We start from the raw sequence: 12,638 nt of genomic DNA, 5'->3' as shown, positions 1-12,638 counted from the left end.
GGCGATGCGGCCAGTCACGTTTTGAGACGCGATGCTACTCCGCCGCTTTCGCAGACGTGAGCTGCTCGCGCACCTCCGCAGCGATCTCGAGAGAATGGTCGCGGACTGCCTCGTCGAAGATATGCGATGACAGGATCAACTCGTCGGCGCCCGTGTCGTCGATAAAGGCTTGCACCTGCTGCTTCACCGTCTCGGGCGAGCCAATGGCCGAGCAGCTGAGGATCTGCTCCAGCACGGCATGTTCGTGCGGCTGGATTTCTGCATCGAAGGACGGATCAGGCGGTGCCAGCCGGGTTGGCATGCCGCGCCGCATATTGACGAAGGTCCGTCTCAGCGAGGAGGCGAGCCGGTCGGCCTCGGCGTCCGTGTCAGCCGCAATCATGTTGAAGCCGAGCATGACATAAGGCTCTTTCAGCTGTTCCGATGGCTGGAAGGTCTGGCGATAGATGGAGATGGCCTGCTTCAGCATCGAGGGCGCAAAGTGCGAGGCGAAGGCATAGGGCAGGCCGAGATGGGCGGCGAGCTGGGCACCGAAGGTCGAGGAACCGAGAATCCAGAGCGGCACATTTGTCCCTGCGCCCGGTACGGCCTGTACCCGCTGGCCGGGCTGGACATCGCCAAGCCAGGCCTGCAGCTCCACCACCTCTTTCGGAAAGCGGTCCTCGCCGCCGACCAGCGTGCGGCGCAGCGCATGGGCAACAGCCTGATCCCCGCCCGGGGCGCGGCCGAGACCGAGATCGATGCGGCCGGGATAGATCGCTTCCAGCGTGCCGAATTGTTCGGCCACCATGATCGGGGCGTGATTGGGCAGCATGATGCCCCCGGCCCCAAGCCGGATGTGTTCGGTGTCCTGTCCGGCATGCGCGATCATGACGGCGGTGGCCGCGCTCGCAATGCCGGGCAGGTTGTGGTGTTCGGCCAGCCAGTAGCGGTTGTAGCCGAGCCGGTCGGCATGGGTGGCGAGGCGGCGGGCGCGGGCGAGTGCCTCACGCGGATTGCTGCCTTCGACGATCGGGGCGAGATCGAGCACGGAGAAAGGTATCATGCGCGTCTATCTATGAACGCGCAGCCCCGGTCTCAATTGCCTGATTGGAAAGAAGTGATGCGCGGGCTTATGCGACGCTGCGCAACTTGCGGGCGCAGACGACCTTGTTCCGGCCTGTATTCTTCGCCTGGTAGAGCATCTCGTCTGCTTCCTCGAGCGCCTGGGCGAGGCCCCGGTCCGCACGCAGCGGCGCGACGCCAAAGCTCGCGGTGACAAGGGCCGTGCGGTCCTTGTAGGTCATTGTTGCGCGTTCGATGCGCCGGCGCAGCCGTTCGCAGACGGCTTCGGCCTGTTCCGGCGTGAGATTGCTCATCAGGATGACGAATTCCTCGCCGCCCCAGCGGCCAAGCCGGTCGAACGGCCCGCGCAGTTCCGAATGGCTGATACTCGCAATTTCCGTCAGCACACGGTCGCCAAAGGCGTGGCCGTGCATGTCGTTGAACTGCTTGAAATGGTCGAGATCAAACAGGGCAATGCTGGCGTTGGTCTGCGTGCGCTGCATGCGCGCGATCTCTTCATGCGCCAGTTTCTCGAAGGAACGGCGGTTGAGCAGGCCGGTGAGTGGATCGGTCGACGCCATGGCGTGCAGGGTCGAGTTGTACTGGTCGACCCGGTACTGGTTCTGCGCGGCCATGGCACCCATCGGGGCCGCAACGCAGGTCGCGATCAGTACGGTAACCGAAATAAATTCGTGGCTGTCAGCGGGAATTTGGCCGAAACGGGCAACCAGGACCGCGAAAATCGTGGCCAGTGAGAGGGCGGCGGCCAGAACGAACCCGAAGAAGGTAAACGCGCGGGTTACGGCCCCGGAGCCTGCATCAAGGAGCTGATAATCTCGTCCCATGAAAGCTGGATAGCAGCTATTTGCGAAAAACAGCGTAACCGCATGATTGAAATTTTATGCAATTTCAGTTTCTGGGAAAAAGCACAACGGGCAGGCGAGCTTCCTGAACATTCCCGCGGCCGCTGGGGTCATCCTCACTGAGGACAAGCGTCGCCTCGGTTGGCGCGGAGACCGAAAAATCGAGGCTGGCTTCAAAGGCAACCGGCTCTTCCGTCATCCAGTCTTCCGTCGAATTGGCAACCGATTGCGCCAGGGTTTCCCCATCGGCCGATTGCAGGCGGATCGGGAAGCTGCCCTCGAAATACCATGTGCCCGGCACTGAACCGGACAGCTGGAGAGGTGTCGTGATCCGGGCATTGGGCTCAGGGGTTTCCACCGACATCTCCTGCGGGAGGTCAGCGCTGCGGGCAGCGAAGTCGGTGTCTTGCTGGGAGGCCGGCGGGCCGGCTTGTTCGCCAGAGCAGGCGGTGAGCGCGGTGGCGGCAGCGATGGTTGCAAGGCGGATCGTCATGAATGGCGTTCCTTCTTGTTGGGCATGGGAGTCATGAAACTCAACTCATGCCCGTCTGGATCCTTGAGATGGAAGTATCGTTCCAGCCAGGGCGCGTCGCGGGGCGTGAAGTCGGTCTCGATACCGGCAGCCGTGATGGCGGCATGAAAGGCGTCGACATCCTCGACCTCGAAAATCGCGCGGCCCCAGAAGCTGAGTGGGGCGTCGCCGATTTCTGTCGTCAGGTTGAGCGCCGACGGCCCGGCCCATAGCGTCGAGAATTCCGCGTCCGGTCCGCCATAGTCGAGCTGGAAACCGAGCGTCTCGTAGAAGGCTACAGCGCGAGCCATGTCCCGCGTCGACAGCGTCAGGGCGCTGATGCCGCGATGAGGCGTTTGCGGCGCCATGCCGGCTTACAGGCTGCGGCGATCAGGAAAGCCGAAGCCGCGGGCACGATCACAGGCCCATTCATCGCCGGCTTCGCAGGCCTTCTGGATGAGGCTCTTGCCCTCATCACGCTTCATGGCGCCGCCCTGGCCGCGATAGAGCATTGAGCCGTAACCGGCACAGCCCTTCTGATTGTCCAGATCGCAGGCCTGCTTGTAGAGCTTGCGGGCGTACGGCCAGTCCTCATTGCCATCGACGCCCTTGAAGCTGGTATAGGCCTGCTGCATGCAGGCTTCGTCATTGCGGCCGTCGAAACAGGCGCGGTCATAGAGCTTGCGGGCCGCGTCATAATCCTGCTTGGCGCCCTGGCCCTTGCGTTCCATGTCGGCGAGCTTGCGGCAGTTGCGGGCCCAGACGGCGGTCTGGCGGGACTGGTCTTCGCAGGCGGCGGAATAGCGTTCGCGGGCATCATCATACCAGCCTCGCTTTACCGCCCGGTCTGCATAAAGCTCATCGGCATCGGGCTTCGCGACCTGCTCGCGGCCGAACTGCGCCGAGGCAGAAGGCGCCAGGGCGATGGCGGCGATGACGGCTGTCAGGATCAGGAGAATTCTGGGGGTCATGTTGGTGCTCCGCTTCATGCAACACAGTAACACATAGAATTGAGGCTGTTTTCTGACGAGATCGCTCATGCAGTCTTGCCAGCCCGGCGCGGGGCGTCCACCTTCGCGCGACAAAGAAGACGCATAATCACAAGGGAGTGTTTCATGGCCGCAGCAGACCAGCAGCCCATCGGCTCGGGATTTGGGGCAAAGACCCCTGCAAGCGAGGTCCTGAAAGGCCGTGACCTCACCGGCGTGAACGCGGTCGTTACCGGCGGCTATAGCGGCATCGGACTGGAAATGGTGCGCGCGCTGGCTGGGGCAGGCGCCGATGTCACCGTGCCTGCGCGCCGGCTTGATGCGGCGAAGGATGCGCTTGCCGACATGCCGAAGGACATCACCGTTGCGGAGATGGACCTTGCCGATCTCGACAGCGTCAAACGCTTCGCCGGCGACTATGTCGGCTCCGAGGCACCGCTGCATATCCTGATCAACAATGCCGGCATCATGGCCAATCCGCTGACTCGTGTGGGGCCGGGCTGGGAGTCGCAGTTTGCGGTGAACCACCTTGGCCACATGACCCTGGTGCTGGGCCTCGAACCAGCGCTGAAGCGGGCTGAAGGCGCACGCGTCGTGGCGCTCTCCTCGACCGCGCATATCCTCACCGATGTGCACTGGGATGACCCGCATTTCCGCGAGCATGACTATGACAAGTGGCAGGCCTATGGGCAGTCCAAGTCCGCCGATGCGCTGTTTGCCAACGGGCTGAACCGTAAATGGGGCGAGCATGGCGTGAAGGCGTTCTCGGCCCATCCGGGCGGGATCTTCACTGACCTGCAGCGCCACCTGCCGGATGAGGAAATGGTGCAGCTGGGCTGGAAGAATCCGGACGGCACCATCCCCGAGCAGGTGCAGAAGATGTTCAAGACGCCCGAGCAGGGCGCCTCGACCGCAGTCTGGGCGGCGACGTCCCCGCAGCTGGAGGAGCGCGGCGGCGAGTATTGCGAGAATTGCGACATTGCGCAGCTCGCCGACGAGAACAGCCAGCGCTGGGAGCATGCCCGCGAATGGATTTGTGACGAGGAAAAAGCTGACAGGCTCTGGGAAATGAGCGAGAAGATGCTCTCTGAAGCCTGAGCGAGGGAGGACTTCACCATGACACGATCTATTCTTACAGGGGCGGCATCGCTCCTCATTCTGGCGGCCTGTGCCAGCCATACCGATAGCGACCTGCCGCCAGCCGAAGCACCGCCACCCCCGGCCTTTGCGGAGAGCGCGGCTGACGAGGCGGCGATCAACGCTGCCATTGTCAGTCCGGCGCGCCCGGAAACCGATGTCGAGCGTGACGAGCTGCGCAAACCGGGCGCTGTCATCGAATTCATGCAGCTGCAGCCCGGTGAGACCGTGCTCGAAATGGAAGCCGGCAGCGGCTATTTCACAGAAATCTTCTCCCAGTATCTGGGCGACAAGGGCACGCTCTACATGCAGAACCCGGCCGCCTTCGATGCCTTTCTGGGCGAGACAGCGGTCGACCGTGCGGCCCGGCTCGACAATGTCGAATATATCAAGTCCGACTTTGACGAGATCCCGCTGGAGGATGCGTCCGTCGATGTCGTCACCTGGTTCCAGGGCCCGCACGAGCTCTGGTACACCCCGGAGGGCGGCGGAAAGCTCGTTGGCAATGCCGAGGCGTCATTCCCTGAACTCATGCGGGTACTGAAGCCGGGCGGCCAGCTCGTCATCATCGATCACACCGCTCCGGCAGGGACACCTGAAAGCAGCGGCGGCGACACGCACCGCATCGATCCGCAGATCATTCGCGACACGGCGAGCGATGCGGGGTTTGTCCTGATTGCAGAGAGCGACCTCTACGACAATCCGGATGACGATCTCGATGCCAGCGTCTTCGACGAGAAGGTGCGTGGCATGACCGACCAGTTCCTGATGAAGTTCGAAAAGCCGGCGGCGCGGCCTGAGTGACACGCTCGTGCCGGTGGCGCAGCCTGCCATGAGCCTCCGGCTTGACGGGTCGCTCCGGCTGGAGGACATCGAACGGCGATGACGATGACCAATGAGCCGATTCCCGCCGCGCGCTCGCGCAGGGCGCTCTGGCTCGGCCTTGCCTTTGGCGGGGCCGTGATCGTCCTGTTCCTGCTTGGCAAGACTGGCGTCATCGGCTCGCTGGAAGCTTTCATCTCGCAGATGCAGACGCTGGCGGATACGCCGTGGGCACTGCCGGCAACCATCGCGCTGTTCACGGTCGCCGCCTTTATCGGAATCCCGCAATTCGGCCTGATCGGCGCGGCTGTCGTGGCGTTCGGTCCGATCTATGGTGCTTCCTATGCCTGGATCGCGACGATTGTCTCGGGCTCTGTCACCTTCTGGCTTGGCCGGTTCAGCGGTCAGGCGGCCGTGGCACGATTTTCCGGCGAGCGGGCAGCGCGGTTCACCCGATTCGTGAACCGGAATGCCTTCATGGCGAGCCTCATCGTTCGCAATGTGCCGACCGGACCGTTCCTGATCGTGAACATGGCCTTCGGGGCTGTCAGGGCGAACTTTCCCGGCTTTCTTGGCGGGATGGCGGTCGGCAGTCTTCCGAAGATCCTGCTCGTCACCTTTGCGGGCCAGAGCCTGATGGCGGCCATGCGCGGGTCCCCGCTGATCGCGGTGGCGCTCGCTCTTGCGGCCGGGCTGATTTTCCTCCTGGTAGGACTCTATGCGCGGCACCGTCGCCGCACCGGGAAAATTATTGCACCATTGCAGGTCGAACCGGTTGACAGCGACGAAGAGAAGGCCGACTAGTCCCCTTATGCGCAAGAATGTGCCCCATATGAGGCTATCGAGCCTGCTGCTTACCGGCCCCTGGCCGGTTGCCGCCGGAGTCTGAACGTCCGGCGCCTGGCCAGGGGAACCCTATCAGCCTCGTACTTCCGTACCAGTCCAAAGCGTTTCCAACAGGCCAGACTTCGATGAGTGACAAAGACCGTATCCTGATATTCGACACAACCATGCGCGACGGCGAACAATCGCCCGGCGCCTCCATGACGCATGCTGAAAAGCTCGACCTCGCCGACATCCTCGAGACAATGGGCGTCGATATCATCGAGGCCGGCTTCCCGGCCTCTTCGCAAGGTGATTTCGATGCCGTCAGCGAGATCGCGCGCCGCTCCAAATCCTCTGTCATCACCGGCCTTTCACGGGCCACGGAGAAGGACATCGAGCGCTGTGGCGATGCCGTGCGCCATGCCGCGCGTCCGCGCATCCATACCTTCATCTCCACCAGCCCCGTCCATATGAAGCACAAGCTGCAGATGGGCCCGAACGCCGTGCTGGAAGCCGTCGGCCGCTCGGTCTCCTATGCGCGGAACCTGGTCGAGGATGTTGAATGGTCGGCGGAAGATGCGACGCGCACCGAGTTCGACTTTCTCTGCAAATGTATCGACGCCGCCATCACCTCCGGCGCCACGACGATCAACGTGCCGGACACGGTCGGCTATACCCATCCTGACGAGTATGGCGCGCTGATCCGGGCCCTGCGCGAAACCATCCCGAATTCAGACAAGGTCGTCTGGTCGACCCACTGCCACAATGATCTCGGCCTCGCGGTCGCCAACTCGATTGCCGGGGTGCAGAACGGCGCACGCCAGATCGAGTGTACGATCAACGGCCTCGGTGAGCGGGCCGGCAATGCCGCGCTGGAAGAGATTGTCATGGCCTTCAAGGTTCGTGGGGACACCCTGCCTTTCGAGACGGGCGTCGATTCCACCCGTCTTGCGCGTGCCAGCCAGATGGTCAGCCGCATCACCGGCTTTCCGGTGCAGTATAACAAGGCCATCGTCGGCAAGAATGCCTTCGCGCATGAAAGCGGCATCCACCAGGATGGCATGCTGAAGAACACCGAGACCTATGAGATCATGAAGCCGGAAGATGTCGGCGTCTCGAAATCCTCACTGGTCATGGGCAAGCTGTCGGGCCGCAACGCCTTCCGCGACAAGCTGAAGATGCTGGGCTACGAACTCGATGCGGAGTCCCTGAACGAGGCCTTCCGCCGCTTCAAGGATCTGGCCGACCGCAAGAAGCATGTCTTCGACGATGATATCCTGGCCCTGGTCGATGACCAGCTCTCGGCCATGGGAGAGCGTGTGGCCTTCCGCAGCCTGCGCGTCATTGCCGGCTCGCAGGGGCCGCAGACGGCGGATCTGACGGTCATGGTCGATGGCGAGGAGCGCACAGGTAGTTCCGAAGGCAATGGCCCGGTCGATGCGGTGTTCAATACAATCCGCAAGATCGTCAGCCATGAGGCCAAGCTCGACCTGTTCCAGGTGCATGCTGTCACCGGCGGCACCGATGCGCAGGCCGAGGTCAGCGTGCGGCTGAAGGGCGAGGGCATCATGGCGGTGGGCCGGGCATCCGACCCGGATACGCTGGTCGCCAGCGCCAAGGCCTACATCCATGCGCTCAACAAGCTCGAGGCGCGCCGGTTAAAAAGCCTGGCGGCCTGATTCGGACCTTAACAGGCCAGAAAGGTTTGTGGCCCGCGTACAGAACGTTTCGTTTCCGAAACGATCTGGCTGCCATGTGCAGTTTGCGCGGGATCGCCCGCCACTATTATGATTTTGCGAAAGAGAACGATCCGTTCCTTCTGTCAACAGTGTTGCTCTTGCGTTAACCGCGTGGAAACGGCATTGGTGTATAGGGGCTGTTCATAATCGGACACTTGCGTGCGGCGAGGTCGGCTCGCCGTGCCAGATAAAAAGCGGCATTACATATGATCGGTAGCCTTCTCGGCATGCTTTCCACGGACATGGCCATCGACCTTGGGACGGCGAATACGCTCGTCTACGTCAAGGGTCAGGGCATCAAGCTCGATGAGCCGTCCGTCGTTGCCTATATGAACCAGGGCGGCCGCAAGGTCGTCTATGCGGTTGGCGACCAGGCCAAGCAGATGCTGGGCAAGACGCCGCTCAACATGGAAGCCATCCGCCCGATGCGTGATGGCGTCATCGCCGACTTCGAAGTCGCCGAGGAGATGATCAAGCACTTCATCCGGAAAGTGCATAATCGCCGCGCCTTCGTTTCCCCGCTCATCATTATCTGCGTGCCTAGCTCCGCGACCAATGTCGAACGCCGCGCCATTCACCAGTCCGCGCTTGCGGCCGGTGCGCGTGACGTCCAGCTGATCGAGGAGCCGATGGCCGCTGCAATCGGCGCCGGCCTTCCGATCGAGGAGCCGGCCGGCTCCATGGTCGTCGATATCGGCGGCGGTACGACCGAGGTCGCTGTGCTGTCGCTTGGCGGTATCGTCTATTCGCGCTCGGTCCGCGTCGGCGGCGACAAGATGGACCACGCCATCATGAACTATCTGCGCAAGTCCAAGCAGATCATGATCGGCGAGATGTCGGCAGAACGTATCAAGAAGGAAATTGGCTCGGCCAAGGCGCCCGACAGCGGCGACGGCCTCACCGTGACCGTGCGCGGCCGCGGCTCGACAGACGGCGTGCCGAACGAAGTTGAAGTGACCGAAGCGATGATGGCCGAAGCGCTGGCCGATCCGGTCGGCGAGATCGTCGAGGCGATCAAGCTGGCGCTGGAAGCCATGGCGCCTGAACTGGCGGCTGACATTGTCGATCGCGGTATCGTGCTGACGGGTGGCGGGGCGCTCTTGCGCAATCTCGACGTCGTCATCCGCGAACAGGCCCAGCTGCCGGTGATGATCGCCGATGATCCGCTTAAATGCGTTGCCAATGGCTGCGGCTATGTTCTGGAGAACCTGGTGCGCATGAAGAATGTGCTGTCGCCGGAAGTCTGATTCTGTCGCAGCCAGACGGATTAGGCTGTTGCGAAAAGACGCGGTTCACCTCAAAGTTGGCAGTGTGGTCGGAGGCCAGAAGGGACGTCCATGGCCCGTATGCGAGGAAAGCGCCTGAAAGGTCGCCCGCTTCGGCGGTATGCCCTTTTTATTGCCTTGGCCGCGCTGTTCGGCGTCCTCCTGCTGCAGACCTCTCCCCGCCTTCGCGCCATGATCGACCCTGCCAGGACGGTTGCTGCCGACCAGCTGGCAAGCTCTGCGCGCCCGGGCCTGTGGGACAAGATTACCGGCCGCACCGCACGCGATGAACGCATCCGCGAGCTTGAGGCCGAAGTGCGCGAGCTGACCCGTTACCGCCAGGTCGCCATCTCCATGGCGGCCCGGCTGGAAGCCTATGAGGACATGCTCAACATCATGGGCGAGCCGCCCGTGCGCGGTGTGACCGCCCGGATCACGTCTGAAACAAACGGCCCGTTCCGCGAGGCGATCCTCGTCAATGCCGGCGCCATGCATGGCGTGGAAGAAGGCGCCTATGCCGAGAATGAGGGCGGGCTGGTTGGCCGCGTCGTGCAGCTGGGTGAGCGCTCCTCGCGTGTCCTGCTGGTGACAGACTTCAACTCACGTGTCCCGGTCATGGGCGAGGCGAGCGGCATGCGCGCCATCCTGTTCGGTGACCGCGATGATCTCGGAACGCTGACCGACCTGCCGGAAAAGGGGGAGTTCATCCTTGGCGAACGGGTGCTGACCTCTGGCGAAGGGGGCATCTTCCCGCGGGGTATCGTGGTCGGTGAAGTTCTCAAGCGCGGCGGAGAGCAGCGCGTCGATTTCTCCATGACGAATGCACGCGGCGGTTTTGTCCGCCTGATGCCCTCGATGAAGATTCCCAAGCCGGAAGAGTTTCCTGTTGAGGCTGACCCTGACGAAACCGAGACCGCCGCTTCCGAGGACGGGGAGACCGGCGCGGCCAATCCGGGGGCTCCGTAAGCCATGGCCAGGCGCAAGGGAAATGAGCGCTTTGCGGCTCTCGGCCGGATCTGGGGTGAAACAGGCCCGACCAGCCGGCTGATTGCCGGAACCGCGCTGGTGCTTGCCATCGGCCTGGTGGGGCTCACCCCAAAAAGCATCTTCGGGACCGAGCTGACATGGCCGTATGCTGCGCTGATCGCTGCGGTCGGATGGGGCCGCAGCGGGCTTGCCTTGCGTCCGATGGTCATCCTGATGCTGTTCGGTGTCGCCCAGGATGTCAGCGCCTATGCGCCGCTCGGCTGTTTCGGCTTCATCAATCTTACCGCCTTCGGCCTGAGCGCGCTTGTCCATCGCAGCTTTGACCGCGAGCGCGCACCAGTGATCACGACGCTGGCACCCATCGTCATCTATGCGTTCGCTTTTGCGCTGGTCTGGCTTTTTGCGAGTTTCAACAGCAACCATATTGTACAGCTGACGCCGTTGATTCAGGCTTATGTGGTTACCTATGTCCTGCACATGATCGTGGCCCCCGTCTTCGATCTTGGCCGCCGGGCCGCCGTTCTCACGGGAAGTCTGACATGAGCGCACCAACCGATCACGATACCCGCATCAGCCGCCGGTTGCTCACGACCGGTGTCGCCGGTGGTGTCCTGTTTTCCGGCCTCGTCGCGCGGCTTGCGCAGCTGCAGCTTCTTGAGGGCCAGAAATACCAGAAGATCGCCGACGAGAACGGCGTGAAGCTGGAGCTTGCCCCGCCGCTGCGTGGCAACATTCTCGACCGCTTCGGCCTGCCGCTGGCCTCCCACCGTCAGGCGGGCCGGGTCTCGATCATCCGCGAACAGACGCCGGACCTGGAAGCGTCCCTGCGCGAGGTGGCGCGCCATGTCGACCTGTCGCCGCAAAGCCAGGCCCGCATCATCCAGCAGGCCCGCCAGCAGGCCTCCTTCCAGTCCACGATTATCAAGAGCGAACTGTCCTATGAGGACTTTGCGCGCATGTCGCTGCTCGCCGCCGAAATCCCCGGTGTGCAGGTCGACATGGCATCGACACGCTCCTATCCGCGCGGGCGTGATCTGGCTCACGTGCTCGGCTATGTCGCCAAGGCGAGTGGGGATGATCTCTCCCGCCTGACGGAGGATGCGAGCCCGGAAGAGACGAACCTTCTGCGCAAGCTTTTCCGCCATCCCGACATGCGGACCGGCCGCTCCGGCGTGGAGCGCTATGCCGAGGAGTGGTTGCGCGGCGAACCGGGTTTCCGCCGGCTGGAAACCAATGCCGCCGGGCGTGTCATCCGCGAACTGGACAGTGACGACCTCGCCCCGACACCGGGCAAGGATATCGGCCTCACCATCGATGCCGAGCTGCAACGTGCGGCCATCGACCGGTTCGGGGAAGAGAGCGGGGCGGCTGTCGTTCTCGACATCGAGACCGGCGCGATCCTCGCTTTCGTCTCGACGCCTGCCTTCGATCCGAATGATTTCGTGAACGGCATTTCGTACGAAGACTATAATGCGCTGCGGGAGAATGACCGTTCGCCGCTTTATCACAAGGCTTATGACGGCACCTATCCGCCCGGCTCGACCTACAAGATGGTGGTGGCGACGGCAGCGCTGGAAGCCGGTATCGACCCCAATATGCGTGTCCACTGCAACCGGTATTACCGGTTCGGCAACCGCACATGGCACTGCTGGAAACGCGGCGGCCATGGCTCGGTGAACATGCACTGGGCGATCAAGGGCAGTTGCGACGTCTACTTCTACGAAATCGCGCGCCGTGTGGGCGTCGAGAAGATTGCCGAGGTGTCCCGCAAGTTCGGCTTCGGCCAGACCTGGGATCTCGGGATGACAGGCGGGCGCTCAGGCACGGTGCCGGACGATGCGTGGAAGCGCCGGACGCTCGGCGAGCCATGGTATGAAGGCGAAACGCTCAATTACGGCATCGGACAGGGCTATCTCTCGACGAGCCCGCTACAACTCGCCCTGATGTCTGCGCGGATTGCTGCGCGTGGGAAGCTGATCGAGCCCTATATCATCGGCGAAGGGCCTCGCCCTGACAAACCGATCAAGGGCGCCGAACCGCTCGATCCGGAGATGATGGACCGGATGAAGGCCGGCATGTACGGCGTCACGTCGGAAGCGGGCGGCACCGCCTGGCGGGCCGGCGACCTCGGCCTTGGCGGCCCGCGGCTGGCAGGCAAGACGGGCACCGCGCAGGTGCGCCGCATCAGTGAGGAAGAGCGGCGCACGGGCGTGCTCAAGGGTGATCAGCTGGACCGCCGGCTGCGCGACCATGCGCTCTTCGTCTGCTATGCGCCTGCCGATGATCCGAAATATGCGGCTGCTGTGGTTGTTGAGCACGGCGAGGGCGGGTCGAGTGCGGCGGCGCCTGTTGCACGCGATATCATGGCCACCGCCATCCGCCGCGACTCGCGCCGGGCAGCACGCTGGCAGACGGCCAGCGTTCCATCCATCATCACCACCAAGGGTGCGCCCTGA

The 12,638-nt window shown here is 63.1% G+C and carries 13 protein-coding genes; 8 read left to right on the top strand and 5 right to left on the bottom strand.

All coding sequences use genetic code 11. The annotated features are described in order from the left end of the window. Positions 1-34: 34 nt before the first annotated feature. The 5 genes from Q1K29_RS00660 to Q1K29_RS00640 form a co-directional block, all read right to left on the bottom strand. The gene (locus Q1K29_RS00660; RefSeq protein ID WP_300390170.1) at positions 35-1,045 is read right to left on the bottom strand and encodes an LLM class flavin-dependent oxidoreductase; all 1,011 of its coding nucleotides are present in this window, start codon (positions 1,043-1,045) and stop codon (positions 35-37) included. Positions 1,046-1,112: 67 nt separating this feature from the next. Then, positions 1,113-1,889 carry a GGDEF domain-containing protein gene (locus tag Q1K29_RS00655; protein WP_300390167.1) on the bottom strand — a complete coding sequence of 259 codons (777 nt, stop codon included), beginning with the start codon at positions 1,887-1,889 and terminating at the stop codon, positions 1,113-1,115. A gap of 64 nt (positions 1,890-1,953) precedes the next feature. Further along, positions 1,954-2,400, bottom strand: a complete 447-nt coding sequence (locus Q1K29_RS00650) for a Gmad2 immunoglobulin-like domain-containing protein (protein ID WP_300390164.1) — start codon at positions 2,398-2,400, stop codon at positions 1,954-1,956. Beyond that, positions 2,397-2,786, bottom strand: coding sequence for a VOC family protein (locus Q1K29_RS00645; protein WP_300390161.1), 390 nt, complete (start codon positions 2,784-2,786; stop codon positions 2,397-2,399). Before Q1K29_RS00645 ends, Q1K29_RS00650 begins: the two co-directional genes overlap by 4 nt. Before the next feature lie 6 nt (positions 2,787-2,792). Next, positions 2,793-3,389 carry a hypothetical protein gene (locus tag Q1K29_RS00640; protein ID WP_300390158.1) on the bottom strand — a complete coding sequence of 199 codons (597 nt, stop codon included), beginning with the start codon at positions 3,387-3,389 and terminating at the stop codon, positions 2,793-2,795. 144 nt (positions 3,390-3,533) lie between these two features. Between Q1K29_RS00640 and Q1K29_RS00635 the strand changes: the two genes are divergently transcribed. The 8 genes from Q1K29_RS00635 (at position 3,534) to mrdA (ending at position 12,638) form a co-directional block, all read left to right on the top strand. Beyond that, complete coding sequence (locus Q1K29_RS00635) at positions 3,534-4,505, top strand: oxidoreductase (protein ID WP_300390156.1); 972 nt, start codon at positions 3,534-3,536, stop codon at positions 4,503-4,505. Positions 4,506-4,523: 18 nt separating this feature from the next. Next, positions 4,524-5,348 carry a methyltransferase domain-containing protein gene (locus Q1K29_RS00630; protein WP_300390153.1) on the top strand — a complete coding sequence of 275 codons (825 nt, stop codon included), beginning with the start codon at positions 4,524-4,526 and terminating at the stop codon, positions 5,346-5,348. 78 nt (positions 5,349-5,426) lie between these two features. After that, positions 5,427-6,170, top strand: coding sequence for a VTT domain-containing protein (locus Q1K29_RS00625; protein ID WP_300390150.1), 744 nt, complete (start codon positions 5,427-5,429; stop codon positions 6,168-6,170). A 167-nt stretch (positions 6,171-6,337) separates the two neighbouring features. Further along, positions 6,338-7,870 carry a 2-isopropylmalate synthase gene (locus Q1K29_RS00620; protein ID WP_300390147.1) on the top strand — a complete coding sequence of 511 codons (1,533 nt, stop codon included), beginning with the start codon at positions 6,338-6,340 and terminating at the stop codon, positions 7,868-7,870. A gap of 266 nt (positions 7,871-8,136) precedes the next feature. After that, entirely contained in the window at positions 8,137-9,177 is a 1,041-nt protein-coding gene (locus tag Q1K29_RS00615; RefSeq protein ID WP_300390144.1) for a rod shape-determining protein, read from the top strand. A 90-nt stretch (positions 9,178-9,267) separates the two neighbouring features. Further along, positions 9,268-10,161: a rod shape-determining protein MreC gene (gene mreC, locus Q1K29_RS00610; protein ID WP_300390141.1), complete on the top strand. Its 894-nt coding sequence runs from the start codon at positions 9,268-9,270 to the stop codon at positions 10,159-10,161. 3 nt (positions 10,162-10,164) lie between these two features. Beyond that, on the top strand, positions 10,165-10,725 hold the full coding sequence (locus Q1K29_RS00605) for a hypothetical protein (RefSeq protein ID WP_300390138.1): 561 nt from the start codon (positions 10,165-10,167) through the stop codon (positions 10,723-10,725). Next, positions 10,722-12,638, top strand: coding sequence for a penicillin-binding protein 2 (mrdA, locus tag Q1K29_RS00600; protein WP_300390136.1), 1,917 nt, complete (start codon positions 10,722-10,724; stop codon positions 12,636-12,638). The genes Q1K29_RS00605 and mrdA overlap by 4 nt, the downstream gene beginning before the upstream one ends.

The sequence above is a fragment of the Henriciella sp. genome, from assembly GCF_029937755.1.
In the GTDB taxonomy this organism is placed as follows: Bacteria; Pseudomonadota; Alphaproteobacteria; order Caulobacterales; family Hyphomonadaceae; genus Henriciella.
Note: the sequence above shows the minus strand (reverse complement) of the source record. Positions and strands in the feature narration are given on the sequence as shown.